General features: G+C 65.7%; 21 protein-coding genes and 7 pseudogenes. 17 read left to right on the top strand and 11 right to left on the bottom strand.

The features are described from left to right. The first annotated feature begins 66 nt into the window (after window positions 1-66). The 8 genes and pseudogenes from ACFQH2_RS14450 (at window position 67) to ACFQH2_RS14415 (ending at window position 8,882) form a co-directional block, all read left to right on the top strand. Entirely contained in the window at window positions 67-927 is an 861-nt protein-coding gene (locus ACFQH2_RS14450; RefSeq protein ID WP_377054761.1) for a DUF7310 family coiled-coil domain-containing protein, read from the top strand. A gap of 2 nt (window positions 928-929) precedes the next feature. Continuing rightward, window positions 930-2,884, top strand: a pseudogene (locus ACFQH2_RS14445) (ATPase, T2SS/T4P/T4SS family). Next, a complete protein-coding gene (locus ACFQH2_RS14440) occupies window positions 2,871-4,589 on the top strand; it encodes a type II secretion system protein (protein ID WP_377076871.1) in 1,719 nt (572 codons plus the stop codon). The pseudogene ACFQH2_RS14445 and the gene ACFQH2_RS14440 overlap by 14 nt, the downstream one beginning before the upstream one ends. A 33-nt stretch (window positions 4,590-4,622) precedes the next feature. Further along, window positions 4,623-5,090 (top strand): DUF7283 family protein, encoded by a 468-nt coding sequence (locus ACFQH2_RS14435; protein ID WP_377076870.1) that lies wholly within the window; start codon window positions 4,623-4,625, stop codon window positions 5,088-5,090. Between the two features lie 48 nt (window positions 5,091-5,138). Beyond that, the gene (locus tag ACFQH2_RS14430; protein ID WP_377054753.1) at window positions 5,139-5,567 is read left to right on the top strand and encodes a DUF5791 family protein; all 429 of its coding nucleotides are present in this window, start codon (window positions 5,139-5,141) and stop codon (window positions 5,565-5,567) included. Window positions 5,568-5,623: 56 nt separating this feature from the next. Further along, on the top strand, window positions 5,624-6,511 hold the full coding sequence (locus ACFQH2_RS14425; RefSeq protein WP_377054751.1) for an SDR family oxidoreductase: 888 nt from the start codon (window positions 5,624-5,626) through the stop codon (window positions 6,509-6,511). A 108-nt stretch (window positions 6,512-6,619) separates the two neighbouring features. Next, window positions 6,620-7,764: pseudogene (locus tag ACFQH2_RS14420) on the top strand (DHH family phosphoesterase). A gap of 33 nt (window positions 7,765-7,797) precedes the next feature. Continuing rightward, window positions 7,798-8,882, top strand: a pseudogene (locus ACFQH2_RS14415) (aldo/keto reductase). Between the two features lies 1 nt (window position 8,883). Here the strand turns inward: ACFQH2_RS14415 and ACFQH2_RS14410 are convergent. Beyond that, a complete protein-coding gene (locus ACFQH2_RS14410; protein ID WP_377054745.1) occupies window positions 8,884-9,054 on the bottom strand; it encodes an HVO_0758 family zinc finger protein in 171 nt (56 codons plus the stop codon). Between the two features lie 128 nt (window positions 9,055-9,182). Between ACFQH2_RS14410 and ACFQH2_RS14405 the strand changes: the two are divergent. The 3 genes and pseudogenes from ACFQH2_RS14405 (at window position 9,183) to ACFQH2_RS14395 (ending at window position 11,499) form a co-directional block, all read left to right on the top strand. Continuing rightward, a pseudogene (locus tag ACFQH2_RS14405) lies at window positions 9,183-10,309 on the top strand (glycosyl transferase family 2). A 52-nt stretch (window positions 10,310-10,361) separates the two neighbouring features. Next, complete coding sequence (locus ACFQH2_RS14400) at window positions 10,362-10,838, top strand: DUF7109 family protein (RefSeq protein WP_377054741.1); 477 nt, start codon at window positions 10,362-10,364, stop codon at window positions 10,836-10,838. A gap of 83 nt (window positions 10,839-10,921) precedes the next feature. Beyond that, window positions 10,922-11,499, top strand: a pseudogene (locus tag ACFQH2_RS14395) (NUDIX hydrolase). 6 nt (window positions 11,500-11,505) lie between these two features. Here ACFQH2_RS14395 and ACFQH2_RS14390 read toward each other — a convergent pair. From ACFQH2_RS14390 to purH, 3 genes and pseudogenes are all read right to left on the bottom strand, one after another. Continuing rightward, window positions 11,506-12,270, bottom strand: coding sequence for a hypothetical protein (locus ACFQH2_RS14390; RefSeq protein ID WP_377054737.1), 765 nt, complete (start codon window positions 12,268-12,270; stop codon window positions 11,506-11,508). Window positions 12,271-12,313: 43 nt separating this feature from the next. Then, window positions 12,314-13,390 carry a two-component system sensor histidine kinase NtrB gene (locus ACFQH2_RS14385; RefSeq protein WP_377054735.1) on the bottom strand — a complete coding sequence of 359 codons (1,077 nt, stop codon included), beginning with the start codon at window positions 13,388-13,390 and terminating at the stop codon, window positions 12,314-12,316. A 276-nt stretch (window positions 13,391-13,666) separates the two neighbouring features. Then, window positions 13,667-15,281, bottom strand: a pseudogene (gene purH, locus ACFQH2_RS14380) (bifunctional phosphoribosylaminoimidazolecarboxamide formyltransferase/IMP cyclohydrolase). A 168-nt stretch (window positions 15,282-15,449) separates the two neighbouring features. Between purH and purB the strand changes: the two are divergent. Next, window positions 15,450-16,832: an adenylosuccinate lyase gene (gene purB, locus ACFQH2_RS14375; RefSeq protein ID WP_377054731.1), complete on the top strand. Its 1,383-nt coding sequence runs from the start codon at window positions 15,450-15,452 to the stop codon at window positions 16,830-16,832. An 18-nt stretch (window positions 16,833-16,850) separates the two neighbouring features. On the opposite strand, the gene ACFQH2_RS14370 is transcribed toward purB, so the two are convergent. From ACFQH2_RS14370 to dapA, 6 genes are all read right to left on the bottom strand, one after another. After that, on the bottom strand, window positions 16,851-17,624 hold the full coding sequence (locus ACFQH2_RS14370) for an SIMPL domain-containing protein (RefSeq protein WP_377054729.1): 774 nt from the start codon (window positions 17,622-17,624) through the stop codon (window positions 16,851-16,853). 79 nt (window positions 17,625-17,703) lie between these two features. After that, window positions 17,704-18,783: a M20 family metallopeptidase gene (locus ACFQH2_RS14365; RefSeq protein WP_377054727.1), complete on the bottom strand. Its 1,080-nt coding sequence runs from the start codon at window positions 18,781-18,783 to the stop codon at window positions 17,704-17,706. Between the two features lie 3 nt (window positions 18,784-18,786). Continuing rightward, a complete protein-coding gene (lysA, locus tag ACFQH2_RS14360) occupies window positions 18,787-20,016 on the bottom strand; it encodes a diaminopimelate decarboxylase (protein WP_377054725.1) in 1,230 nt (409 codons plus the stop codon). Between the two features lie 52 nt (window positions 20,017-20,068). Then, window positions 20,069-20,899, bottom strand: coding sequence for a 2,3,4,5-tetrahydropyridine-2,6-dicarboxylate N-succinyltransferase (locus ACFQH2_RS14355; RefSeq protein WP_377054723.1), 831 nt, complete (start codon window positions 20,897-20,899; stop codon window positions 20,069-20,071). Further along, window positions 20,896-21,669 (bottom strand): 4-hydroxy-tetrahydrodipicolinate reductase, encoded by a 774-nt coding sequence (gene dapB / locus ACFQH2_RS14350; protein ID WP_377054721.1) that lies wholly within the window; start codon window positions 21,667-21,669, stop codon window positions 20,896-20,898. The genes ACFQH2_RS14355 and dapB overlap by 4 nt, the downstream gene beginning before the upstream one ends. Beyond that, window positions 21,666-22,583, bottom strand: coding sequence for a 4-hydroxy-tetrahydrodipicolinate synthase (dapA, locus tag ACFQH2_RS14345; protein WP_377054719.1), 918 nt, complete (start codon window positions 22,581-22,583; stop codon window positions 21,666-21,668). The genes dapB and dapA overlap by 4 nt, the downstream gene beginning before the upstream one ends. A gap of 227 nt (window positions 22,584-22,810) precedes the next feature. On the opposite strand from dapA, the pseudogene ACFQH2_RS14340 reads away from it, so the two are divergent. The 3 genes and pseudogenes from ACFQH2_RS14340 to ACFQH2_RS14330 form a co-directional block, all read left to right on the top strand. Continuing rightward, window positions 22,811-23,542: pseudogene (locus ACFQH2_RS14340) on the top strand (M48 family metalloprotease); the annotation flags it as partial. An 86-nt stretch (window positions 23,543-23,628) separates the two neighbouring features. Beyond that, window positions 23,629-23,787: a hypothetical protein gene (locus tag ACFQH2_RS14335; protein WP_377076869.1), complete on the top strand. Its 159-nt coding sequence runs from the start codon at window positions 23,629-23,631 to the stop codon at window positions 23,785-23,787. Between the two features lie 8 nt (window positions 23,788-23,795). Beyond that, complete coding sequence (locus tag ACFQH2_RS14330) at window positions 23,796-24,293, top strand: NYN domain-containing protein (RefSeq protein ID WP_377054715.1); 498 nt, start codon at window positions 23,796-23,798, stop codon at window positions 24,291-24,293. Window positions 24,294-24,313: 20 nt separating this feature from the next. Here ACFQH2_RS14330 and ACFQH2_RS14325 read toward each other — a convergent pair whose 3' ends face one another. After that, on the bottom strand, window positions 24,314-24,490 hold the full coding sequence (locus ACFQH2_RS14325) for a hypothetical protein (RefSeq protein ID WP_377054713.1): 177 nt from the start codon (window positions 24,488-24,490) through the stop codon (window positions 24,314-24,316). A gap of 144 nt (window positions 24,491-24,634) precedes the next feature. Here ACFQH2_RS14325 and ACFQH2_RS14320 point away from each other — a divergent pair, with 144 nt between their 5' ends. Together ACFQH2_RS14320 and ACFQH2_RS14315 are read left to right on the top strand one after the other, a co-directional pair. Then, window positions 24,635-25,129 (top strand): PUA domain-containing protein, encoded by a 495-nt coding sequence (locus tag ACFQH2_RS14320; protein ID WP_377054711.1) that lies wholly within the window; start codon window positions 24,635-24,637, stop codon window positions 25,127-25,129. Window positions 25,130-25,215: 86 nt separating this feature from the next. Next, on the top strand, window positions 25,216-26,277 hold the full coding sequence (locus ACFQH2_RS14315) for a DUF5787 family protein (protein WP_377054709.1): 1,062 nt from the start codon (window positions 25,216-25,218) through the stop codon (window positions 26,275-26,277). Window positions 26,278-26,300 lie beyond the last annotated feature (23 nt).

Raw genomic sequence — 26,300 nt, 5'->3', positions numbered from 1 at the left:
GATACCGCCGCTGTCCGCGACATCGCTTGCCACAGATTTATACCGCAACGGGCGGCCAACACCGCCGTGACCGACATCGACACCGTCGACGAGCGGCTTCGCGCCGTCGAGCGAGCGATTTCGGACGGCGACGCCGACGTCGAACTGACCGACCCGACGGGCGAACTGGGGGAGCGAATCGAAGCACTCGAAGCCGAGGTCGCAGACCTCGACGCTGCCGTACAGGCCATCAGAGGCTATGTCGGCCACGTCCGGTCGGTCGACGAGTCAGTCGAGCGCGAGGCCGACACGGCGCTCGCCGCCGTCGACGACCTCCGGGACCGAGTTGACCGGCTGGAAGGTGGCAACCGCACCGGAAGCGACCGCTCGCACTCTTCCGAACCCTCGCAGCCAACTGATCCCTCGCAGTCGGCTGACCCCGCCCCTGCAGAGCGACTGTCGGAGGGCCCGGATGAGACCGAACGCGGCGTTGCAGACGGGCCGGGTGCTGCCGACCGCGGTGCTACTGCTCCCGATGCCGATGGCCTCGATGCTGCTGATCCCCCCGCCGAGACGCCCTCCGACCGATCCGAGACGCCGCCCCGCCGGGACGTAGCTGATCGTTCGGAGCCGTCCGGATCACGCGGCGCGCCGACCCGTTCACGCCGGCCTGCCGCGGCGGACGGCGGGGCTATCGACCAGCGACGCCCAGCGCCGGCATCGTCAGGGCGGGGCTCTCCAGCACACTGTCCGTACTGCCAGCATCCACGACAGCCCCCGAAGCGACGCCCGAGAGGCCCAGGGTCGACTCCGGAGCGGGGACCGGAACAGAAACGGGAACGAATTTCCAGCGGGACCGAGGGTAGCGGAGCGTCGGAGAGTACGACCGATCCGGTCGAGGATGTCGACGAAGACGGACTCGTCGACCGACTCCGGGACAGGCTCTGACGATGGGGTCTGACGTCGAAACGACCGTCTCCGCGTTGCTCGACCGAGTGCGTCGGAAGCGGAACGAGGATGGGGAGTCCGCCTGTGGCTGTTGCCCCTCGTTCGAGGCCGACCGACTCGTCCTCGATGCCGCGGATTGCCCGGACGAGGGCCGACTCGCCGGGAGCGAGGCGTGTCGGGCAACGGCAGTCGACGCCCTCACCGACCGTGATGTCGAGACCGTGCTGGCGCGCTCGGACGGCGTCGACCGGATCTACGACGGGCGTGCCGCCGCACTGCTCGTCGCCGCCGGTCGGTTCGTCGAGCGAGTCGCGGTCCACGATGCCGCACTGGCAGATACCGGCCGGTCCGATCCGATCCGGGCGTGCCGGGCGGCGATGGCGAGAACACCCCCGTCTCGCAGATCGCGGCCGAGACCGGTCTCGCGGCGGTCGTCGAGTCGGTCGAGGGCTACGAGGACGCACTCAGGCCACACCTTCGATCCGTGGTTGCCCGGGCCCGCGTCGAGGCGCGACCGCCGCCGGGCATGGCCCTCGCCGAGACGCGCTCGCTCGGGACCGAGAGCAGGGCCCGCATCTACCGGGACCGGGCGACGGGTAATCGTCGGTATCATCTGGTACCTGCGGCGACGGAGCTCTCGCCTGCCCGGAAGCGGTGCCTCGCCGAGGCCTACGATCGGCTGGCCGCGGGTGCCATCGAGGGCGGTGATCGCGCACCCGGGCGGGCCGTTCGAGCAGTGAGCGAGAGCGACGACGATATCGCGCTCCTCTCGCAAATCCTGACCAAACACACCCGCGAGTTCGGCGTCGTCACCGATCTGCTCTCGGATCCGGCCGTCTCGGACGTGTTCGTGACGACGCCGGTCGAGTCGACGCCGATCAGGGTGCTGTACGATGGAGAGCGACTGGCGACGAACGTTCGGCTTACCGAGGACGGCGCGGCCGCCTTCGCCTCGCGCTTCCGCCGAGCCAGTGGTCGCGCCTTCTCTCGGGCGAGTCCGACGCTTGCGGCCACGGTGTCCGCCGGCGAGTCCGCAGGCTCGGTTCGTGTCGCGGGCGTCACGGACCCAGTCAGCGACGGAACTGGCTTCGTCTTCCGGGATCATGGCGACGAGGCGCTAACGCTCCCAGCGCTCGTCCGAAACGGGACGATGCCGGCCGATGCGGCCGCGTTGCTCTCGGTCGCCGTCCGTCGTTCGGCGGCCGGACTGATCGCCGGAACCCGCGGTGCTGGCAAGACGACCACGCTCGGCGCACTCCTCTGGGAACTCCCGGCTGGGACCCGAACCGTCGTCATCGAAGACACGCCAGAGCTACCGGTCGAGCAGTTACAGGAGACGGGTCGTGACGTCCAGGCGCTCGAAACCGCCGTCGACGTCGAGAACGGTCCCGGAATCTCGCCGAGCGAAGCGTTACGAACCGCGTTACGGCTCGGCGAAGGAGCGCTCGTCCTCGGCGAAGTCCGGGGCGAGGAAGCACGCGTGCTCTACGAGGCGATGCGAGTGGGCGCAAGCGGGAGCGCGGTGCTCGGAACCATCCACGGCGACGACGGCGAGTCGGTCCGCGAACGGGTCGTCTCCGACCTCGACGTCCCGGAGTCTTCGTTCGCCGTCACAGAGTTCATCGTCACGCTCGAACCGTATCAGGGACCGGATGGGCGGGCGCGTCGCGTTCGCTCCATCGAGGAGTTGCTCGTCACCGATGACGGCGTGGCGTTCGCGCCGCTGTACGAACTCGATGCAGGAACGCTGGAACCGACGGGACGGATCCAGAGAGGCGAGAGCCGACTGGTTGACAGTCTCGCCCGCTCGGACGAGTCATACGCGAATATCCGGACGCTCCTCGATCACTGGGAGACTGTCCTTCGAACGCTCGCCGAGGGCAACCGGACCCGCCCGCAGGACGTCGTCGACGCATACGCCCGTCAATCGCCATCGCCCGGCCGTGGTGACGGATGATGTGGGTCACGCTCGTGCAGGCGCTCGCACGGCTGTATCCCCCTCTGTCAGCGCCGGCGAGGAACTGCGACGCTCGCTGTCGTTTCTGGGCGATCCCGTCGCGCCGGAGACCGTCGTCCGGGCGGGCTACGGTGGTGCACTGCTCGTCGCCTGTCTCCTGACGCCGGTCGGCGCGGCTCTTACGGGGCTTCCCGTACCGGTGGTAGTGCTGGTCGCTCTGACGGCGGCGCTCGGAGTCGCACATCTCGTCCACGAGGGGCCGACGCTGTTGGCGGCCGCCCGCCGCTCGCTCGCACTCGGTGCCGCGCCGGGCATCGTCGCCCGTGCGGTGCTCCGGATGCGGATCACGCCGACCACTGAATCCGCGGCGACGTTTGCGGCGTCGACCGGCGAGGGGCCACTGGCCGACAGCCTCGCGGAACACGTCCGGCGGGCACGAGGCCATCCCGGTTCGGGCTTCGAGTCGTTCGCCGCCGAGTGGGACGACTGGTTTCCCGAACTCGGTCGAGCGGTGACGCTCGTCGCCACGGCGGCGGACGCCCCGCCGGGCGAGCGGCCCCGTTCGCTTGACCGATCGCTCAGGACGGTGCTCGACGGGACACGTGATCGGATGGCTGCGTTCGCAAACGAGATCCAGGGCCCGGCGACCGGACTGTACGCCTTCGGCGTCCTGTTGCCACTCGCACTGATTGCGGTCCTCCCAGCGGCGGCAACGGCCGGTGTCCCCGTCACGGCGACGATGCTCGTAGTCGTCTACTGGCTGGTCCTGCCCGGCGTCGTCCTGCTCGGTTCGGTCTGGCTACTGTTGCGGCGACCCGTCGCGTTTCCACCCCCAGTAGTCGATCGGTCACATCCGGAGGTCGACGGCGAGTGGTGGCTACCCGTGCTGGCGGCTCTCGGAGCCGGTCTCGCCGTCGGCTTCGTCGGTTCCATCCTGCTCCCGCCGTGGTCGGTCCCGCTCGCCGCCGTCGTCACCGGTATCGGCTCCGGACTGGTCGCGTGGTTCCGGCCGGTCGTTCGTGTCCGGAACCACGCTCGGGCGGTGGAGTCGGGCCTCGTCGACGCCCTGTACCTCGTCGGGCGCGAAGTCGGAACAGGGAGCGCAGTGGAGACGGCCATCGCTCGCGCCGGAGAGACGTTGGACGACGAGACCGGTGCGGTGCTCGCGGACGCAGTACGCCGACAGCGCCAGCTCCGCATCGACGTCCGGACGGCCTTTCTCGGCGAGCAGGGCGCTGTCGCCGACGTGCCGAGCCCCAGAGTACAGAGCACGGCAACACTCCTCGCGCTCGCGGCGCGGGAAGGGCGTCCCGCGGGCGGCGCTATCGTCTCGATGGCGTCACATCTGGAGGAGCTCCAGTCGGTCGAGAGCGAGGCGAAACGACAACTGGGCCGGATCACCGGGACGCTCCGAAGCACGGCGACCATCTTCGGCCCGCTCGTCGCGGGCGTCACCGTCTCGCTCGCTGGCGAGATGGGCGGACTCGGCGCGACGAATAGCCAGAGCGCCGCCGTTCCCGTCGCGGTGCTGGGTCCGATCGTCGGTACGTACGTGATCGTCCTGACGACGATTCTGACGGCGCTCGCTGTCGGGCTGGAGAACGGCCTCGACCGTCCTCTGGTCGGCTATCGCGTCGGTGGCGCCCTGCTCTGTTCGGTCTGGGTGTTTCTCGCGGCGTACGTCGCCGGCGGCCTGTTCGTCTGAGCGGTCCGCGGGTTTATCTACGAAGCCGCGGCGATGGCAGGCCATGATCGAACTGGCCGGCGACCTCTGGACCGCGGGAGCGCTCCCCGCGACGGCACTGATCGGACTAGCAGCACAGTCGCGTGGACGCACAACCCACGACGCGAGCGGGCAGCAGCGGCAGTCGACGTCATCAGTGAGAGTCCGCAGGTCTCGACGGGGACGTACCCGGTGTCCGCGGATGCGATCCGGATCGAACCCGACCGGATAGCAAGCAGACGGGCAGCGACTGTGACCTGCGAGCAGGTTTCGGCCGAGATGACGCCCGTCCGTGACGGGACACTGCTCTGGGAGCTACTACAGGGTGCACGCCCGGACCACCTGTTCGACACGGCCTCGGCGTTCGAGGCGAGCGTCGAAGCGGCCCAGGATCGGACAGCCGAGTGGCAGATGGATGTCGACGAAGTACGCGTCAGACCGGTCCGATGGCAGGGTATCGAGGTGACACTGGTGGGGACCTGAGCGTCCCGAGAGACAACGGCTATGTGCGCCCGGCCGTACCGATCCGATATGTTGCAGGACCAGCGCGTAGACGTCGAGGGGCTCTCTGTCGAGGGGCTTCGGGCGGAGTACGACGAGGAACTTCGAGCCGTCATCGAGAGCGTGGGACGCGACACAGTCGTTGCGGAGACCGAGGTCGACCCCGATACGGTGGCGGCGCTCGCTGATGGAGAGTCCACGTCGATCGCACTTCCCGACGCCGCCGCGATACTCGCACTCGGCGAGGCGTATCCTGACGCGGAGACCATCGAGACGATGGCGTGTGAACATCTGTTGCTCGGGATGTCGATGGCCGTCCTCGACGTGGATTCGCTCGCGGGTGAACTGTCGCTCGACCTCTCCGCAAAAGAGATCCAGCAGAAACTGGAACGACGCGCGCCGATGACGCTTGACGAGTTCGTCGCGATCGAGTACGTCATCGCGGATCGACAGGTCTGAGAACCAGCACTCGCACCAAAACGTGGGATTAACACGTCGTAGCCCGAAGCACCCGTATGCGCGTTGCGATTCTCGGATGTGGTTACGTCGGGATCGAACTCGGTCGACAGCTTTCGACGTCGGGCCACGAGCCGTTCGGCGTCAGGCGCTCGGACGAGGGGATCGATGCCATCGAAGCGGCAGGCTTCGAGGCGGTCCGGGCGGACGTGACCAGCCCTGATGAACTGGCGACCGTGCCGGACGTCGATGCGCTCGTCTTCGCCGCGAGTTCGGGCGGACGCGGTGCCGACGCCGCCCGCGACATCTACGTCGATGGGCTCCGGACTGCGATCGAGACATTCGGTGAGCGCGACCGATCGCCGGAACAGCTCGTTTACACGTCGAGTACCGGCGTGTACGGCGACCACGACGGCGACTGGGTCGACGAGACGACGCCGCTCGATCCGACGACCGAAAAGACCGAAGTGCTTGCGGAGGCCGAAAGGATCGCGACAGAGGTCGCCCGAGAGTACGGAATCGACGGGACTGTTGCCCGGTTCGCCGGGCTCTACGGACCGGACCGGTACCGACTGCAACGATATCTCAACGGTCCCGTTACCGAAGGGTATCTGAACATGGTACACCGGGACGATGCCGCGGGTGCCGTGGCATACCTGCTGGAGACCCGGCCGGCGGCGGACACGTTCGTCGTGGTTGACGACGAACCGGTCTCGAAGTGGGAGTTCGCGGACTGGCTGGCGGCGGAGTGCGGGGTCGACGCCCCGCCGAAACGGACGAAAGCGGAGCGACTCGACGATCCGGGGCTCTCCGAGGCCGCACGGCGACGCATCCTGACGAGCAAGCGCTGCTCGAACGACCGACTCCGCTCGTCGGGCTACGAGTTCGCGTACCCGACCTATCGGGAGGGGTATCGGGCCGCAATCGAGGCGTATCGGGCCGACTGACTCTCCTCGGTAGCGTCGCCAAGATACTTGCTCGAAGCGGATCGTACATATACCCTTGGGCGAACTTTCATGCCCGGTCGGGGTCTCACAACGACTATGCGGTACGCCATGGTCCGTCGTGGCGTCGTTGACGACGCGCTCCGTGCCGTCGACGTTGACACGACGCTCCTGCTCGGCGGTGCCGTCGTAGTGACGCTTTTAGGTCTGACATGGCTGCTGATCCGCTGGTTTCGACGCTCGCCCGGCTACCGCTTCCAGCGCATGCTCGGGGGATACGACAGCGTCGACGTGTTGATGCACCCGAACCCGGATCCCGACGCGATGTCCTCCGCGCTGGCGGTCTCCTTTCTCGCAGACACCGTCGATACCGACACACGACTCCTGTTTTCGGGCCAGATCAGACATCAGGAGAACCGGGCGTTTCGCACTGTTCTCGACGTCGATCTGACGCGGATCGAGTCCGCCGAGGAGATAGAGAGTGAGGGACTCGTCCTCGTCGATCACAACCGCCCACGGGGTTTTTCCGGGGCAGAAGGGCTCTCTCCGGATGCATTGATCGATCATCACCCCGGCGGCGGTGAAGCCGAGTCGTTCACTGATGCGAGGACGAACTACGGTGCCTGTGCGACGATTATGGCGGAGTACATACGTGGGATCGGTGCCCAACCCGATGAGGACGACGACGAGGTCGACCTCCCCGTCCCCTGGGAGGTCTCGACGGGACTGCTGTACGGCATCCAATCGGATACGGACCACCTTACGAAAGGCTGTACACCGTCGGAGTTCGAGGCAGCGGGCTACCTGTTCCCGGGAATCGACGAGGACGCGCTCGACCGGATCGCGAACCCGGAGGTGAGCGCGGAGACCCTCGAGATCAAAGCGCGGGCGATCCGCGAGCGGACAGTGAGGGGGTCGTTTGCGGTCGCGGACGTGGGCAACGTCTCAAATATCGATGCCATCCCCCAGGCCGCTGACGAACTGCTCACGCTGGAGGGGGTGACGGCGGTCGTCGTCTACGGCAACCGTGATGGAGAACTCACACTTTCGGGGCGTTCGCGCGACGACCGGGTCCACATGGGCGATGTCCTCTCCGCGGTCACGTCGGACATTCCCATGGCGAGCGCCGGGGGCACGCACGCATGGGCGGCGGCCAGATATCGATCGCACATATGGAAGGCATCGGGCCGTCCGAAGGGATCTCGGAGGAGCAGTTCACCGATCGCCTGTTCAGTGCGATGTCGGGCGACATCTAGTGTACTTTTCGGGCCCAGGCCCCAACGTTGGGTATGGCAACGAGCACAGGAACGTGGTCGTACCGCGACCGGTTTCACGAGTCGTTCGGCCGGACGTATTTCCGGCGGTTCGGCGACGGGCTGGTCTCTTCGATCGGGATCGGAACCTATCTCGGTGACCCGACTGACGACGTCGACGAGCGCTATTACGAGGCGATCCGGACGGCGCTGGAGGGGGATCAACGTCGTCGACACCTCGATCAACTACCGCTGCCAGCGCAGCGAACGGGTCGTCGGAGACGCACTGGCTGACGCTGACGTGGACCGCGAGGCGGTCGTCGTCGCGACAAAGGGCGGGTTCGTCCCGTTCGACGGTGACCGACCCGACGACCCGGGCCAGTACGTCCTCGAGGAGTACGTCGACAGTGGACTCGTCCCGCGGGACTCGCTCGTCGGCGGGCAACACTCCATCCATTCCGACTTCCTCGACCACCAACTCGACCGGTCTCTGGAGAATCTGGGGCTCGATACGATCGATCTGTACTACGTCCACAACCCCGAGACACAGCTAGCCGAGCACTCGCAGTCAGCGGTGTACGACCAGCAGAGGCCGCCTTCGAGCGTCTCGAAGAGCGTGCGGCGGCCGGCGATATCCGTCGGTACGGCGTCGCCTCGTGGGAGTGTTTCCGGGTTCCGCCGGACCACGAGCGCTATCTGTCCCTGTCGGAAGTGATCTCGCGGGCCCGGTCGGCGGCCGAGACGGTGGGCAACACGGCGACGCATCTCCGGGCGATCCAGTTGCCGTTCAACGTGGTGATGGCTGACGCGTTCAGCGTCGAGGCGCACGACTCGCCGGACGGCCGACAGAGCGCGCTCTGGTTCGCCAAGGAGGCTGGACTGGACGTCTTCACCAGCGCGAGCATCGCACAGGGAGAGCTGCTGATAGTCTCCCGGAGGATATCGCGGCCCGTCTCGATGGCGACACGACGGTACAGCGAGCGATCAACTTCGCCCGAAGCGCTCCCGGCGTGACGTGCTCGCTCGTCGGCGCGAGTTCGCCAGCACACGTCGAGGAGAACCTCGCGGCCGGAAGCTACGATCCGCTCGGTGCCGACGCGTTCGACGCCGTCTTCGAGTAACTCAGCGGATCTCCTTCCAGCGGCCATCACAGTCCGGACAGACGCGAACGGAGCCGATCTCGTCGGGATCGTTCTCCGTCTTCAACTTCTCTTCGCAGTCACCGCAGACGACCCGCTCGTACGTGTCCTTCTCCAGACTCCCGTCACGTAACGCTTTGCGGACCGATTTCATACTCCCAACAGATGTAACCAACCTGCAAAAAGACCGGGGGTTGGTGTCACAAAACCGTCCTGACCGGCCTGTCCGGAAACGACGGCCGGAAACGCCGAGGTTTTGAAGCCACAGACCAACAGGGTTTGATGGAATACGTGCAGGAGCGGATTGCAACGGTGCACGACTTCACCGGTCCCAGACCGACGGCTCCGACGGATAGCAGTGCTGTAGTCGTTCCCATGACCCATCGTGAGTACGGAGCACCCGCCGCCGAACACATTCTCTCGACGCTCGCAACCGTCGGCCCCGACCGTGTCGTCGTTCCGCTCAGATCGCCCCCGAGCGTGTCGAGCAGTTCCGATCCTGGCTCGACGGGTTCGACCTCGACGGGTTCGACCTCGACGTTCGACTCCTCTGGTGCAACAGTCCTCCCGTCGAATCACTACTCGCCCGGAACGGCATCCCGACCGACCGAGGGAAGGGTCGGGACGTCTGGCTCGCGCTGGGCGTAGCGGCCGCCAACCACGAGTACGTGGCGGTCCACGACGCCGATGCGACGACCTACTCGGACGCACACGTCCCCCGCCTCCTCGCGCCGCTTGCCCAGGGCTACTCGTTCTCGAAGGGCTACTACGCCAGAATCGAGGATGAGCGCCTGTACGGCCGGCTGTTCCGCCTGTTCGTCGCGCCGCTGGTCCGCGCGCTCAGTGATCGACAGCAAGCGCCAGTGTTGCGATATCTCGACGCCTTCAGATACGCACTCGCCGGCGAGTTCGCGATGACCGCGGAGTTCGCCCAATCGATCCGGGCACAGCCGAGTTGGGGGCTGGAAATCGGGACGCTCGGCGAGGCGTTCGACCACTCCGGCTTCGACGGGACGGCCCAGGTCGATCTCGGCTACCACGAACACGACCACCGAGCAGTCGGCGGCAACACCGGTCTCGCCGACATGGCCGAACACGTCGGAGCCGCCCTGTTTCGGGTCCTCGCCGACCACGACATCGACGTCGCGTACGAATCCCTGCCCACAGCGTACCGGACGGCAGCAAACCGGCTGGTCGACCAGTACGCCCTCGATGCCTCGCTCAACAACTTAGAGTTCGATGCCGAGGCCGAGCGCGAACAGATCGAAGCCTACGCCGGAGCCGTGGGGCCGCCGGATGTCGACGGTCGCCTTCCCGCCTGGAACGACGCGCCGATCTCGCCAGCAGATGTCGAACGGGCAGGGCGAAGAGCGCTCGATCGGCCCGCCGTCCCGTCCGGCGAGGAATGAGATCCGAGAAGACAGGGAAACGACTAATGGCCCGCGCGACGGGCCATCGACTATGACTGCAACGCTCGACGACCTCGCAGGCGTCGTCGACCTGTTCGATGGCCTGACGCGGGCCGAACTGGCACAGGCGCTCGTCGAGCTCGGCGCTCGGCGGGGAGACACACCCGACGAGGAGGCGATCGATGCGACGATTCAGGAGGCCGTCGACGCGTACTATCTCGTGCGGTACGAGGGAACCGACGAAGAGCGTCTCGTGACCGGGCCGGCCGCGTTCCCGACGCTTCCCGACCACGCCGAGGACCTGCCACACATCATGGAGGTTCCCGACCGGTCACTGGACCGTGACGATCTGGGCGATATCGTCGCCGATCGTCTCCAATCGGACGCCGACGCGGCCATCGACGCCGGGGACACCGACCGGGTCGAGAGCCTGATCGACGTCAGTTACGACGTCGAGGCGTGGGCTCCAGTCGATCTCGGCGGCGTCCGCGACCGACTCGACGAGCACGCCACGACGACTGCGGAGTAGCCACTGGCGGACGGGGACAGGACGGATTCTGAAACGCTATACATCCGGAGTCCGTATCGAACGGTAGCGACCGATCGATGCAACTGGATCTGGACCGCGTCGCGGCGTACGAACCGTGTGCGATCACCGACGAGCCCCACGATGCGGCAGTGCTCGTGCCGGTGATCGAGCGCGACGGTGAGAGCTATCTCCTGTTTACGAAACGCGCCGACCACCTCGGGGAGCATCCGGGCCAGATGAGCTTTCCCGGTGGCGGCCGCGAGCCAGAGGACGCCGATAGCCGCGAGACGGCGCTTCGGGAGGCGAACGAAGAGATCGCACTCGACCCGGCCGACGCCAGTATCGTCGGGCGACTCGACGACATCCGGACGATCACTGAGTACGCGGTCACCCCCGTCGTCGCACGCGTCCCGGATCGCCAGTACGTTCCCAACGAGTCGGAAGTCGCCGAGATCATCGTCGTGTCGGTCTCCGCACTGCTCGCCTCGGAGAACTACGAAAGCGAGTTCCGCGATCACCCACATTACGGGGAGATCGTGATCCACTACTTCCACGTCGACGGCTACACGATCTGGGGGCGACCGGCCGGATCGTCGTCGACTTCCTGGAGCGAACGACTAACTGGCGCGCTCCCGAGCGGATCGACCGCGATCTGGCCTGACTGGTGCTACGTTCCGTCCGGTTTCTGCAACATTCCGCTACTCTCGGCCAGTTCGCCACGGTGAATCGCATAGTCGATCACGCGCTCACACTCCCCGGGCGTGACCTCGTAAGCCGAACTGGCCAGCGTCTCGAACTCCGAGCGATCGACCGGAAACTCACGGTTCTGTAGCAGTCTGACGACCCTGTTGTACGTCTCCGTGTCAGGACGTTCAGGGGTGCTCTCCGCTGTCGGGTCTTCGCATGGCTCGTCGGCTCTCTGAGACTCACCCGTATTCTCCGGAGCGGCTATCGGGTCGTCGTGCGCACCTGTGGGCTCGTCATCGACCACTGGCTCGGATTGCTCGTCGGCGTCTGCCGGCGGTATTTCGATCCCCTCGTCGAATCCTGTGGACTGGCTTCCGGTCGAGGCCTCTGCGTCGGCTGTGACAGCCTCGGTAGCGCTTGGAGACGTCTCGTCGGGATTGCTGTCGTCTCTACTCCGCACCGTGGTTGGCTGCCCCGTCGACTGTTCGGCGGCGACTTCGTCAGTATGGCCTCGTGATCTGGTGCTTTCGTCTGCCACGTCGAGCGTTATCTCTGTCTCTGCACCCGGCCAGTCGAGTCTCCGGAGTGCGGGTTCGAACACCTTCTCTAGCTTTCCCTTGCAGGAGGGACACAGCGCCGCAGTCGGCCCCGCCTCGTCGCTCACTGCGCCTGGAACCACGTCGTAAGTGGCTATCGGAGCGTCCACGGCGGTACCGCAGAAGTAACACGCGTCGAAGTCGGACATAGGGGTGACGTGGAGGGAGAGCGACAAGAAACTCCCGGTCGACCTACTCGAACGTGACGCCAGTGAACTCGAATCTGGCTCCGCCGTCGCTTCCGTCGGAGACGTTGATCTCCCATCCGTGACCGTCAGCGACGCTCTCGACGATGTACAGTCCCAGACCGGTCCCCAGTTCATCGGTTGAGGTGCCCGGACTGAAGATATCGCCCTGTACCTCCGCGTCGATTCCCGGGCCGGAGTCCTCGACGTAGAACCCAGCCGGTAGCGGCCCGACTCGAACGGTGACTTCCTCGCCGCCGTGCTGGATCGCGTTCCGGAAGACGTTCTCCAGTAGCTGTGTGATCCGGTCGTAATCGGCGTGGATTACGCAGTCACACTCCGTTTCCAGCGTTCCCTCGGCGGTTTCGGTCGTCTGCCACGCGTCCTCGATGACCGCCGATAGCTCGATCGACTCCTCTTCACCGACCTGACGACCCCTCCGTGCGAGCCACAGCAGGTCGTCGATGATCCGCTCCATTCGGTCCAGCGACTGCTCGACCTCGTGAAGCTCCTCGACGGCTTCGGTATCGCTCTGCTGTGCCAGGCTAAGATACGCGGTCGCGACGCCAAGCGGGTTCCGAAGGTCGTGCGAGACGACCGACGCGAAGCTCTCGAGCCGTTCGTTCTTTTCTTCGAGTTTCCGTTCGCGCTCTCTTCGCTCGGATATATCGGTGAATATGCCGGTGAACAGCTGCTCGCCGTCGTACTCGTGTTCCCGGAAACTGATCGAGACGATCACTTCGTGACCGTCCTTGTGCTGTGCTGGGAGTTCGACGCCGTCCCAGTCGATATGTCGCTCGCCGGTCGCCAGATACTTCTCTAACCCTGCCGCGTGATCGGATCGGAGCCGCTCCGGGATGATCTTCATTTTGGAACTGCCGACCAGCTCCTCCGGACTGTACCCGAGAATCCGCTCGATGGCGGGGTTCGCGAACACGACGGTGCTGTCGCTATCGATCGTAAGTAGCCCCTCGGACGTGTTCGACACGAGCGTCCGGAAGAACCCGGCGTCGTCCCCGGCGACGAGCGACGGATCCACGGCTGGATCGGCCTCGTCTTCGTCACTCGACCCTGGCTCCTTCACAGGAACTCGTAGGACGTGGCTCCGGAATAATGTTCGGATACGACCGGGGTCGATAGCCAGTAAACATGGCGTAACACCATCGTAAAGAGCAATTACGGGTCCGGGCTGGACTCAGGTAGCGGCGACTTCGACGTGCTTGCGGAGTCCGTCTCCGTCGCGGATCAGCGAACTCCCGTCGGAGGAAGCTCTGATGAGTTTCCGACAGTAATCGTGACGGAAACACCGAAAGACTCCCTCTGGTCGTCTTTCCAGCTTTAGACAGTCCTTCGCTGCCGCTCAGTCGTGCCTAAAGCACCGCTGGCCGGTCATCACCATCGCAATATCGTTCTCGTCTGCGGCCTCGATGACGTCCTCGTCGTTGACCGAACCGCCGGGCTGGATCACAGCCTCGATGCCCGCTTCTGCGGCCTTCTCGATGCCGTCCGGGAACGGGAAGAACGCGTCCGAGGCCATCACCGCTCCCTCGGCGGACTTACCGTCCGCGTCTCGGTCCGCTTTCATCGTCGCGATCTCGACCGCGTCGACGCGGGAGACCTGCCCCGCGCCGACGCCGACGGTCTCGGTACCGGTGGCAAAGAGGATCGCGTTCGATTTGACGTGTTTGATCGTCTGCCAGGCAAAGAGCATCGACTCGATCTGCTCGTCGGTCGGTTCCCGCTCCGTGACGACTTCGAGGTCCTCGGCGGAGAGCGTCTGGTCGTCGCGCTCCTGGATCAGCCGTCCACCGACGAGGTCTTTTTGCGTAAGTGGCTCGTACTCGTCGCCGAACTCGCCGACATCGAGCACGCGGAGGTTCTTCTTTTCGGTCAGCACGTCGAGTGCGTCGTCAGTGTAGCCGGGCGCGACGACGACTTCCTTGAACGAGTCGACGACCTTGTCGGCGGTTGCGGCGTCGCAGGTGCGGTTCAGAGCGACGATGCCGCCGAAGGCGCTCTTGGCGTCCGTCGACAGGGCGCGCTCGTAGGCGTCTGCGAGGGTGTCAGCAGTTGCACAGCCCGCCGGGTTGGTGTGTTTGATGACCGCACAGGCTGGCTCGTCGAACTCCTTGACCATGCCCAGCGCGGCGTCGGTGTCGTTGTAGTTGTTGTACGACATCCCCTTCGCGCCCTCGTTTCGCTGTGGCGCGCCGACGACGCTCGCTTCCTCACAGGTGTTGTCGACGTAGACCGCGGCGTCCTGATGCGGGTTCTCGCCGTACCGGAGTTCGGTGTCGCGGTCGGCGGTTTCGACGTGTCGCTCCGGAAGCTGTTCGGCCGTATCCGAATCGACGGTGACCTCGCCGGCCTCGTAGTCGATGTGGACGTTCCCTTCGGCGAACCAGCGCACTGCCCGTGGGTACGCCGCGAACTCGCCCTGATAGAGGATTCGCTCGGCCAGGGTGTCCTCGTCGTCGCCCTCGTAGACGGGCACCGGCTCCTGCGTGACGACGGGCCCGCCGTCGACCTCGCTTTCGATGATTTCGCCCTCGGCGTCCGTCGCGTCCGTGACGACGTGGACCGTACAGCCCGAGACCGAGACGTCAGCTGCCAGCGCGTCGCCCCAGGCGTCCATTCCGGGGAACGAGGGGAGCAGGGAGGGGTGGACGTTCAGCGTCGTCGGCTGTACGCCGAGGAAGGCGTCCGAGAGGATCCGCATGTAGCCATCGAGACAGACCAGATCGAACTCGTACTCGGCCAGCGCGTCGTTGACCCGTGCCTCGTGTTCCTGTCGGCTCTCTCCTCTTCGCGCTCTACGACTTCGGTGGGAACCCCCGCTCGGCGGCTTTCTCCAGCACCGGCGCGTCGGCGTCGTTCGTCAGGACGACCGCGAACTCCGCGCCGCCGGGCGCGATGTCCGCGACATGCATGAGGTTTCGGCCCCGATTGCTCGCCATGCCCGCGATCCGTGTCATGACTGAGACGCCGCGCGCATCGACAAAAGTAGTTGCGATACGATCGAGCAAAGTATGCACAAATATGTATATGTGCCGCGTCAGTGTCGGGTAACTGCCTCAGATCTATCCATATCCGTGGCTCATAGTTCCGACACGCTTTTGATCTCAGCCGCGCCAGCATTTCTCATGACAGAATCCCTCTACGCCGTCTCGCCACTCGACGGCCGCTACGCCGGTCGGACCGCATCGCTCTCCCCGTACGCGAGCGAAGCGGGACTGATGCGGGCACGGGTCCGCGTCGAAATCGAGTATCTCGTGACCCTGGCCGACACGGACGGGATCGACATCGAACTCGACATGCAGGAACGCCAGCAGCTCCGCTCGCTGTACAAGAACTTCACCGAGGAGGACGCAAACGTCATCAAGAAGCTCGAAACCGAGGGCTACGCCGGCTACGACGCGACGAACCACGACGTCAAAGCCGTCGAGTACTTCATCCGCCACGAACTGCCCGAGGGGCTCGACGGGCTCTCGCCGTGGATCCACTTCGGACTCACCAGCGAGGACGTCAACAACCTCGCACACCGACTGCTCGTGCGTGACGCCATGGAGGACGTCATACTCCCGGAGCTACTGAGCGCCCGCAACGACCTGACGAAACTGGCCCGCGAGTACCGCGACCTTCCGATGCTGGCTCGGACCCACGGCCAGCCAGCGACGCCGACCACGTTCGGCAAGGAGATGGCGGTCTACGCCGCGCGTCTGGGTCGTGCGAATGCCGAGGTCCAGCGGGCGACCGAAAACCTCGCGGGGAAACTCGGCGGCGCGAGCGGCACCTTCGGCGCTCACGTCGCCGCGTATCCCGAGATCGAATGGCGGTCGGTCGCGGAGGAGTTCGTCACCGGGCTGGATCTGGAGTACGTCTCGCCGACGACGCAGGTCAACCCCTGTGACGACCTCGCGACCCTGTTCGACGCTCTGGGACGGACGAACAACATCATCCTCGATCTGGACCTCGACATGTGGCTGTACATCTCCGACCACTATCTCGGCCAGGAGACGACCGACGGGGAGACTGGCTCGTCGACGATGCCACACAAGGTCAATCCGATCGACTTCGAGAACAGCGAGGGCAACCTCTCGAAAGCCAACTCGGATCTACAGTTCCTCGCCGATTACATCACTACCTCCCGGCTCCAGCGCGACCTCTCGGATTCGACGGTCAAGCGCAACATCGGGGTCGCACTCAGCCACTGCCTGATCGGCTACAGCAAACTGCAGGACGGCCTCTCGAAGGTCGTGCCAAACGAGCAGGTCATGCGCAATGAACTCCGGAACACGCCGGAGATCATCGGCGAAGCCGTCCAGACGATTCTCCGACGGGAGGGTCACGAGGACGCCTACGAGCAGGTCAAAGAACTCACCCGCGGCGAGCGCGTCACCATCGAGGACTTCCGTGCACTGTTCGAGGACCTCGACGTCGACGACTCGGTCGAAGCCGAACTGAAAGCGCTCTCGCCGGAGACCTACGTCGGCATCGCCAGCGAAATCGTCGACGACATCGAGTAGGCGCGCCGACGCCGGATGTCATTCCATCGTGTACCGGACCTCGACCGTGGCGCTCACCGTGACGTCGCCCGGTTCGAAGGAGGTTTCGGGTGGGGACGCCGCTCCGTCTGCCATATCGAACTCTTCACGAACGGGGCTGACCCGACCGCCCGACGTGTCGACGTGTTTCGCCTCGACGATAGTGGCGTCGACCTGTCCGGCGACGAACTCGGCCTCCGCATCGGCGTCCGCCAGCGCGGTTTCGAGGGCGTCCTGTCGTAGCGCTTCGCGTTTCTCCTCTGACAGGGTGAACCGGATACTGTCGACCGTATCCGCGCCGGCGTCGACCGCGGTATCGACGACCTCGCCAGCGTTCTCGACTGCCTGCACTTCGACACGGTAGGAGTGGGTGCCCAGATAGAAGATGTAGGGTTCGAGATCCTCTTCGGAACTCGGTTCCACGCCCTCTGCCCGCATCCGTTCGCGGTCGACCCGCTCGCGGATGCGGAACCGACTGGTCGTGATGTCGTCTTCGTCGATCCCATACTCGACCAGCGCATCGTAGAGCGCGTCGCCACGCTCGGCGAGTTCGTCACGGACCGCGCCGGGGTCGTCGCCGGTCGCCTCGACGCCGACCTGGAGGACGGCCATGTCGGGTTCCGCACTCACTTCGCCCGATTCGGAGACCGTGATTGTCCGCTCGGAATCACTGTCGTCGCCGGGGTCGGTCTCCTCGTCCGCGCTGCCGAGGCAGCCGGCGAGGGCGGTCGATGCAACTGCTCCGCTCGCAAGGAGGACGTTTCGTCGTCGCATACGCGGGGAGAGGAACGGATATACGGTTAAGTTACCGTAAACTAAAACGGCAGTTGTAGTTTTCTGGCGCGGGATCCCGTCACGTATCGAGCACGGACTGTGCCGTCTCGGTCACCGCATCGGCTGCCGCCCGGACCGAATCGAGTCGGACGTACTCGCGCTCGGAGTGGGCGACTGCCCCCTCCTCGTCGGCGAGGACGCCGGGCCCGAAGACGACCGTTGGCGCGTCGCTCGCGAAGTACGAGGCCTCGGTCGCCGCGCCGAATGGCCGGACATCGCCGCCGCTCGCGTCCCGAAGTCGGTCGACAAGCGGAGCCGTCTCGTCGGTGACGAACGGATCGGGAAACGGCGTGTCGGGCCGGATCAGTTCGACGCTCGCGGTGATCGTCTCCGGGACGTTTCGGTCGAGGTGGCTCTGGAGACCGGCCGCGAACGACTCGCTGGTCTCCGGCGGGACGCTCCGCCGGTCGAAGGTGATCGTCGCCCTCCCGGGGACGCGGTTCGGCGCGTCGCCGCCGCCGAGCGCCGTCGGCGTGAGTTTGGGACTCCCGAGGACACTATCCTCGCCCGGCCCCTCGGTCTCGTCGTACGTCTCCATCGCCCGGAGCACCGTGCTGACGGCGTGGATCGGGTTCCGGGACCGGTCGACGTCGGCGGCATGACCGCTCTCGCCCTCGATCACGACCCGCCCCTCACACTGGCCGCGAGCGCCGATACAGACGTCCAGCCCGGTCGGCTCCCCGACGATGTAGCCGTCCGCAGCGAGTCGCTCGCTCAGGGCTTTCGCCCCGGTCTGGGTGGTCTCCTCGTCCGGTGTGATCGCCAGCGTAAGCCGTCCCTGACCGATCTCCGCGCCGAGGAAGGCCGACAGCAGTGCGGCGAGCGGCCCCTTGGCGTCACAGGACCCTCGCCCGCGGACGACCTCGCCGTCGCGTTCGTAGGGGAGATGCGGCGGGACCGTGTCGATATGCGTGTTCAGAACGAGATGTGGGCCGTCGTCCTCGCCACGCGTCGCGACGACGCTGCCGCGGTCGTCGACCTCCGTGTCGTAGCCCTCGCTCCGAAGTCGCTCGATCAGCAGGTCGCGCATGGCGTCGACGGACTCGTGAGAGGGCGTCTTCACCGCGTCGGCGTGGAATTCAGTCAGGTCGAACGCCATCGTTCACTGCTCCACGCGGGTCACGTCGTCCAGCGTCTCACGGCGTCGAACGACGCGGGACTCGCCGTCTTCGAGCGCGATTTCGGGCGGCCGTGGCTGGGAGTGGAACTGACTCGCCAGTTCGTAGCCGTAGGAGCCAGCGTTGCCGATAGCGAGCACGTCGTCGCGCTCGGGCCGCGCGATGGGGCGGTCGTGAGCGAACACGTCCGCGCTCGTGCAGACGGGGCCGCCGACGGTGACTGGATGTGGGTCGCGCTCCGGCGCGGAGACGTTGTACATCGGGTGATACGAGCCGAACATCGCCGGCCGGATCAGCGTCGCAAGGCTGGCATCGACGCCGACGACCGTCGTATCGGGCGCTTCCTTGATCGTGTTCACCGTCGTGAGGATCAGGCTGGCGTCGGCGACGATATACCGGCCCGGTTCGAGTTTGAGCGTCGCGTCGATATCGCCGACGGCCTCGCGAACCATCTCGCTGGCGACGTCGAGGTCGAGCGGCGGTTCGTCCTCGTGATAGGGGACGCCGTAGCCGCCGCCGACGTCGACGAACTCCAGGTCGCCGACGCGGCGGGCCATCTCGCCGACGCGCTCGATGGCCTTGCAGTGCTCTTCGAGGCCATCCGTGAGGACGCCACTGCCCGCGTGGGCATGCAGGCCGACCAACTCGAACTCCTCGCGGACGCGCTCGGCGACCTCGGGCACTCGCTCGTAGGGGATGCCGAACTTCGCGTCCGCGCCGGTGGCGACCTTCTCGTGGTGGCCCGTCCCGATGCCGGGGTTGATCCGGATGGCGATCCGGCCATCGTAGCCGCGCTCGGCCAGTCGGTCGAGCGTGTCGGTCGCGCCGATGGTGATGGTGAGTCCCGGCGCGTCCTCGGCGAGGTCGACCGCGTAGTCGAGGTCGTGGTCCGGTGGGTTGACCGCGGTGTACTGGAGCGTGTTCGGGTCCGCACCCGCCTCGACCGAGCGCTGGAGTTCGCCCCACGCGGCGCACTCGATGTCCGCGCCGGCGTCAAGCAGGGCTTCGAGGACTGCTTTGCCGGTGTGGGCCTTCGCGGCGTACATGACGTGGGCGTCGGGAAACGCCGCAGAAAATCGTGTGTAGTTCTCCGTGACGCGATCGAGATCGATCACGTACTGGGGCGTGCCGTGCTCCGCTGCGAGGCTCTCCAACCGGGCCATATCCCAGTCGGCAAGCCGACGGACGGGCGGCGAATCGGCGAGGTCGGTCATTACCCGGTCCATGGCCGTCGCGGCCCTGAATGTTCTGGTTCGGGGCGGCCGATTACTCCCGTAGCGCGTCCTCGCGCTCGGTCGCTTCGAGCGTCTCCTCCTCGATGTGGGTCGCGACGACTGCCGGCTTGAACGCGCCGCCGTCGATCATCTCGTGGTCGCTCACAGAGGACTCGACGAAGCGCTGGAACGCACGCCGGTTCGCGGGCAGTTCGCCGTAGAGCACTTCCTCTTCGACGAGGTCGTAGACCGGAATCCGCGGGGTGAGTAGCGTGTTCTCGCCGACGACGCTGTTCTCGCCGACGACGAAGCCGCTCGTAACCCGACAGCCAGCACCCAGCGAGACGCCGTCCTCGACGATGACGGGGGCGTCCTCGACGGGTTCGAGCACGCCGCCGATCAGCGTGTTCGCGCCGAGTTTGACGTTCTCGCCGATCTGGGCACAGGAGCCGACGGTGTCGGCGGAGTCGATCAGGGTACCGTCGCCGACGTGTGCGCCGATGTTGACGAAACTCGGGGACATCATGATGCAGTCCTCGCCGAGGTATGCGCCCCGGCGGATCGTCGTCCCGTCGGGCGTGTTGCGCGTGCCGCGCTCGCCCAGGTCGTCGGTCTCGCGTAGTGGGAGGACGTCGTGGTAGGTGACACCGCCGTGGTCGCGGGGGCTGGTGTGGCGAAGGCCGAAGTTGAGCAGGATACCCTGTTTGACCCACTCGTTTGCCTCCCAGGAGTCGCCGTGTTTCTCGGCGGCCCGGATGTCGCCCGCTTCGAGTGCAGCGAGGAACTCTTCGAGGACGGCCAGGTCCTCCGTGCTCGCGTCGTCGGCCGTCAGTCCGTCCTGTTTGCGCTGCCAGAGAGCTTCGACGTCTGTCTGCAGACTCATGAATCGTCGATTACCGCTCCGAAGGTATACCAGTCCGGATTTCGCCCGGCAACCCACGCCGCGGCGTCGATTGCGCCCGCGGCGAAGACGCCCCGGTCCTCGGCGCGATGGGACAGCGAGAGCACCTCGTCGTTGCCCGCGAGCACGAGTTCGTGCTCGCCGCGGATGTCGCCCGCCCGCCGCACGAGAACGCCGATTTCGTCCTCGTCACGGGGGGCGTGGCCCTCGCGTCCGTACACCGGTTCGACGTCACGCTCCTCCTGGACGGTCTCCAGAATCGTGTTTGCGGTGCCCGAGGGCGCGTCTATCTTCTCGTTGTGATGGGTCTCCATCAGTTCGAGGTCGTAGCCGTCGAGCGCGCCGACGGCCTCGCCCACGGTTCGGAGCAGCACCTGAATCCCCCGCGAGAAGTTGGTCGCTTTCAGGACAGGGACGTGCTCGCTCGTCTCGCGGAGGCGTTCCAGTTCGTCCTCGTGGAACCCGGTCGTCCCGACGACGAGTGCGACCTCGTGCTCGGTGCAGGCGTCGAGGACGCCCAGCGTCGCTTCGGGGATGGTGAAGTCGATGAGTGCGTCGGGGGTATACTCGGCGAACGCGTCGGTGGCCTCGTCGGGTGCGACGACTGGCACGCCGTCGACGGCCTCCGCGTCCGCGACGTCGATGCCGACGACGGCCTCCAGATCCGCCCGGTTGGCCACCGTCTCGATGACGGTCTGGCCCATCCGACCGGCCGCGCCGTTGACTGCGATCCGTGTTACGTTCTCGGTCATCGGTCTGCCTCCGCGACGTCGGCCACGGTCTCGCTGTCGAGATCCGCCAGAATCTCGGCGAGTTCGTCCCGATACTCCGCGGACAGTCGCGTCAGCGGCGAGCGGACGACCGGCTTTGCGTGTCCGCGGATATTCATCGCCTCGACGACCGGGATCGGGTTCGTCTCCGTGAACAGCGCCCGAACCAACGGAGCGAGTTCGTGGTGTAGCGCTCGCGCTCGCTCGAAGTCGCCGGAGAGCGCCGCGCCGACCATCGCGCAGGTGCGTTCGGGTTCGAGATTTGCGACGACGCTAACCCCGCCGCTGGCGCCGATAGAGAGCATCGGCACCGTCAGTCCGTCGTCACCCGATAGAACCGTGAAGTCCTCGTCCTGTGTTCGCTCGATGACCTCCGATATCTGGTTCAGATCGCCGCTGGCGGCCTTCAGGCCCGCGATGTTCTCGTGGGATGCGAGTTCGACGACGGTGTCCGGTTCGATATTCTGCCCGGTCCGCGAGGGGACGTTGTAGACGAGTTGTGGCAGGTCGACGGCGTCGGCGACCTGGGTGTAGTGCTCGACGAAGCCGCGCTGTTCGGGCTTGTTGTAGTACGGCGAGATGAGCAGTAGGCCATCGGCACCGGCGTCCGCAGCGCGTGCGGAGAGTTCCAGCGCCTCGCGGGTGTTGTTGCTCCCGGTTCCGGCGATGACGGGCACGTCCTCGACAGCGTCGACGACAGTCTCGACGACCTCGACGTGTTCGTCGTGGCTTAGCGTCGCGCTCTCGCCGGTCGAGCCGACGGGAACAAGCCCGTCGACGCCGGCGGTTTCGAGGCGCTGTGCGTCCGCCCGAAGTCGTTCGTGATCGATGCTCTCGTCCTCGTTGAACGGCGTCACCATCGCTGGCAACACGCCGTTGAAGGGGTTCGTTGTCATGTCTGGTATGTCGTGATCGGTCGGTATCAATCGATCCATCCGCGGCCGGGATCGGACCCGCGACGAGGGTGCCACACTCGCCGGGAGTCCCTATCGGCCGCGTTTTTTAGAAAGGGCTACGGAGCACTCGCTCGGGGATCCGGCACGCAGGTCGATCCGTCGAGCGAGTCCGTACACAGTAGAGACTGTCCGAGCGGCCGAACTTAGGGTTTGTGTTCTCGCCGACGATGGCTGCTCCGTGGATGGCGAGATGCATGGTACGCAATACATGTCGTCTGTTAACACGCATATTCTCTGCCATACGACTTATCAGTTGCCGACAGTTATCGGTAGGCATGCGACATGTAGGTCTCAAGATCAGGATGGCGATCGTCAGCACCATCCTGTTTGCGTTCTTCTCGCTGGCCGCGCTGGTCGCAGTCGTATCGTTCGGCTGGCCGCTCTGGCTGGTCGGCATCCTGACAATAGCCTTCATCGGGATCCAGTATATTCTGGGGACGAAGTTGGCGCTCCGGAGCGTCGGTGCCGAAGACATGTCCGAAGAGAAATACCCACAGATCCACCAGACCGTCGAGTCCCTCTCGCGGGACATGGGGATCAAAAAGCCACGGCTGATGGTCGCCAGCATGGGCACGCCGAACGCCTTCGCGACCGGCCGGAAGGGCAAGGGAACCGTCGTCGTCTCCACCGAACTGATACAGGTCCTCGACCGGCAGGAACTCAACGGCGTGATCGCTCACGAACTCGCGCATATCCGGAACCGCGACGTCGTGACGATGACGGTCGCCCAGTCGGTCGCCGCCATCGTCGGCATCGCGGCCCAGTGGATCGTTCTGCTCACTGGCGAGCGTAGCATCGCTAACTTCGTGCTCGCCTTCGTCGTCGGCATCGTCACGCAGATGCTCGTGATGGTCTTCGTCATGGCAATCTCGCGGTACCGCGAGTACGTCGCCGACAGCGATGCCGCGGACGCCATCGGATCGGGCGAACCGCTCGCGCGAGCGCTCGAAAAATCCAGCGTAGCGCAGAGGGAACCGACGTCGAGATGGACGATTCGGTCGCCGCACTCTGTATCTTCGGCACCGGCGACGGACTCAAAAACTACTCTCGACGCACCCTTCGACCGAGGAGCGGATCGCGCGCCTCCGGGATCACCGATAGCACCGACGGCCGACTCCCCTTCTTTATGTACTGGCCCGCATAATACCCGGCATGAGCGAGATCCATCCGGGTCAGCGCGTCGCCGTTCTGGTCGACGCCCAGAACCTGTATCACAGCGCCCAGAGCCTGTACACGAACAACATCGATTACTCGTCCCTGCTCGAAAAGAGCGTCCAGGGCCGCGAGTTGACGCGGGCTATCGCCTACGTCATCCGTGCGGATTCGCCCGAGGAAGAGAGTTTCTTCGAGGCGCTAACCGACATCGGCTTCGAGACGAAGATCAAGGACATCAAGACATTCAGCGATGGCTCCAAGAAGGCCGACTGGGATCTCGGGATGAGCCTCGATGCCGTCACGCTCGCCGAGCACGTCGACACCATCGTCCTCTGTACCGGTGACGGCGACTTCTCGCGACTTTGTTCGCATATGCGCCACGAGGGCGTTCGCGTCGAGGTGATGGGCTTCGAGTCCTCGACTGCCGAGGAGCTAAAAGAAGCCGCAGACTCTTTCGTCGACCTGAGCGAGCGGACGGAGACGTTTCTGCTTTAAGCGGGAACTCGGAGTCGGTCCTATACCGCAGGCCCGTCGCCCGACGTCCCAACCAGCAGGGAGCCAGCGGCCATCAGTATCGCTGCCACGCCTGCCAGCATCACGGGAACGCCCGAATCGGTCGATCCAGTTGCGAGGAGTATGACGCTACTGACCGCGATCAGCACAGCCCCTGCCGCCACTTTCGTAGTATCCATCTGTATATCCCAGATTTTGCGCTTCTAGTTTATATGTTTCTCTCTTTAGTCGACAGTTTGTTACATGGTAGCGTCACACGAACGTCGACCAGCGACTCACTGAATGTCGAAGCGCTTTCACCCGCTGGGACCCAGTAGCCGCCAATGAGCGACGCCGAGGATACTGGACTGGAAAAAGACGAAGCGGGCCTCCGAACCGTCGCCGACTATCAGTTCGGCGGCGATGCGGGCCACATACTGTTCCCGGAGGGCAATCGGTTTACGATCAAGCGAAGCAGTTCGGGCCGTCCACAGCAGGTGCTCGTCGACGCGGGTCGACTCGTCTCCCTGAACGTCGACGGCCGGTTCACCCTCGGGATCGAGGGTGGGCGACGGCTCACTGCGCTCGACGAGCCACGGAACCGGGTCGTCGTCGGCGACGAGAGCGAACCGTTCGTCCGCGACGGCAAGAACGTCTTCGCCAAGTTCGTCACGCACGTCGACGAGGAACTCCGCCCCGGCGACGAGGCCCTCGTCGTCCACGAGAACGGCGACCTGCTCGCGGTCGGGCGGGCGGAGCTGTCCGCCGACGCGATGCGCGACTTCGAGACCGGGATGGCTGTGAAAGTCCGGGAAGGGGCTGACGGCGACGAGGCGTGATGGGTGGGTTGGTGGCCTGCAGGGCGCTCGCCCGACGCCGGTGGACTGTGCACATCGTTTTTGACCGACTGGGCGCATCTCTCGCCGTGCCCGACAGCCACCGATACGACTCGGAGTTCGCTTTCGAGCTTCGCGTCTGTTACTGGGCCGAGCGGGACTGGCCGCCAACCGGGTCGCTCGACGACGACACCGTCGTGCTGGTTGCCCGTCAACTCGGGACGAAACGGCGTCGCTGGGACACCATCGTGATCGAGACCTCCCGCGAGGCGCTCGCCCAGCGAGCGAACTTCGGGACCGATCGGCTGGACAGCGACCTCCTCCACGTCGTTCGCTCGGCCCCGGACGAGTGGAGCTACTACCGCGACGCACTCCCCGATCCCGGCTACCCGTGGCGATACGTCCGCGAGACGATTCACGAGGCCGACGACAGGGGTATCCTCGACGTCAGGAAGGCAGGAAATCGGATCGAGATCCGGCGGCGGTTCCGCTACCCCGACTGGGTCGACCGGATCGTCGCCGTCGAGAACAAGCCGGATCTCGACGCCAGTGCGGCCAGGGTTCTCCAGCCACAGATCGAACGCGACGTCGCGCTCGGTCTGGCCGACGAGGCGTGGGTCGCGACCCGGCCGACTGACGACTCGGTGTCGCCGGCCCTGTTCGAGGACCTGCCCGTCGAGGCTGGCGTCCTCGAAATCGATCCGGCCACGCTCTCGGCCTCGGTCGCGTGGCACGCACAGGGGCTCGATCCGGCAGCACCGGGAACGAGAATCACCGATCGAGGTGGCTCGGACTCGTCCTTTGACCACTCCGCCGCGACGTTCGAGTACGTCCCACGCGAGCGGAAAGCGGATCTACGGCTGGCAATCGCGGAGCGCGCATACGAGCGCGGCTGGCGGTCGTTCGTCGACGTGATGCGCTCGGACTGTCGCTGGTTCGGCGCGCGCGAGCAGGCGGGACAGCTACTCCCCTGGTGTGGGGCACACTGTCGGACCCAGACCAGTAGCGAGTGTTCTGGCTCCTGTCCGGAGTTCGAACCGGAACCGCCGGCGTGGCGACAGCGTGGCTGGCCGATCGAGGGCGGCCCCGGTAACGGGATCACGCAGTTGCTCGCCGCTCGCCGTGCACGGACTCGCTCGACGAAAAAATAGCCCGGAAGCAGGCACGTCCGAGC

Source organism: Natronoarchaeum sp. GCM10025703 (assembly GCF_042661985.1).
Taxonomy (GTDB): domain Archaea; phylum Halobacteriota; class Halobacteria; order Halobacteriales; family Natronoarchaeaceae; genus Natranaeroarchaeum.
Note: the sequence above shows the minus strand (reverse complement) of the source record. Positions and strands in the feature narration are given on the sequence as shown.

What these genes read in the sequence shown, in the direction of transcription:
- ACFQH2_RS14330 (WP_377054715.1), top strand. Translation starts at nt 23,796, where the DNA reads ATGAGCGAGATCCATCCGGGTCAGCGCGTCGCCGTTCTGGTCGACGCC.
- ACFQH2_RS14365 (WP_377054727.1), bottom strand. Translation starts at nt 18,783, where the DNA reads ATGGCGTTCGACCTGACTGAATTCCACGCCGACGCGGTGAAGACGCCC.
- ACFQH2_RS14320 (WP_377054711.1), top strand. Translation starts at nt 24,635, where the DNA reads ATGAGCGACGCCGAGGATACTGGACTGGAAAAAGACGAAGCGGGCCTC.
- purB (WP_377054731.1), top strand. Translation starts at nt 15,450, where the DNA reads ATGACAGAATCCCTCTACGCCGTCTCGCCACTCGACGGCCGCTACGCC.
- ACFQH2_RS14430 (WP_377054753.1), top strand. Translation starts at nt 5,139, where the DNA reads ATGTTGCAGGACCAGCGCGTAGACGTCGAGGGGCTCTCTGTCGAGGGG.
- ACFQH2_RS14400 (WP_377054741.1), top strand. Translation starts at nt 10,362, where the DNA reads ATGACTGCAACGCTCGACGACCTCGCAGGCGTCGTCGACCTGTTCGAT.
- ACFQH2_RS14435 (WP_377076870.1), top strand. Translation starts at nt 4,623, where the DNA reads ATGGCAGGCCATGATCGAACTGGCCGGCGACCTCTGGACCGCGGGAGC.
- dapA (WP_377054719.1), bottom strand. Translation starts at nt 22,583, where the DNA reads ATGACAACGAACCCCTTCAACGGCGTGTTGCCAGCGATGGTGACGCCG.
- ACFQH2_RS14355 (WP_377054723.1), bottom strand. Translation starts at nt 20,899, where the DNA reads ATGAGTCTGCAGACAGACGTCGAAGCTCTCTGGCAGCGCAAACAGGAC.
- ACFQH2_RS14390 (WP_377054737.1), bottom strand. Translation starts at nt 12,270, where the DNA reads ATGTCCGACTTCGACGCGTGTTACTTCTGCGGTACCGCCGTGGACGCT.
- lysA (WP_377054725.1), bottom strand. Translation starts at nt 20,016, where the DNA reads ATGACCGACCTCGCCGATTCGCCGCCCGTCCGTCGGCTTGCCGACTGG.
- ACFQH2_RS14425 (WP_377054751.1), top strand. Translation starts at nt 5,624, where the DNA reads ATGCGCGTTGCGATTCTCGGATGTGGTTACGTCGGGATCGAACTCGGT.
- dapB (WP_377054721.1), bottom strand. Translation starts at nt 21,669, where the DNA reads ATGACCGAGAACGTAACACGGATCGCAGTCAACGGCGCGGCCGGTCGG.
- ACFQH2_RS14335 (WP_377076869.1), top strand. Translation starts at nt 23,629, where the DNA reads ATGGACGATTCGGTCGCCGCACTCTGTATCTTCGGCACCGGCGACGGA.
- ACFQH2_RS14370 (WP_377054729.1), bottom strand. Translation starts at nt 17,624, where the DNA reads ATGCGACGACGAAACGTCCTCCTTGCGAGCGGAGCAGTTGCATCGACC.
- ACFQH2_RS14325 (WP_377054713.1), bottom strand. Translation starts at nt 24,490, where the DNA reads ATGGATACTACGAAAGTGGCGGCAGGGGCTGTGCTGATCGCGGTCAGT.
- ACFQH2_RS14410 (WP_377054745.1), bottom strand. Translation starts at nt 9,054, where the DNA reads ATGAAATCGGTCCGCAAAGCGTTACGTGACGGGAGTCTGGAGAAGGAC.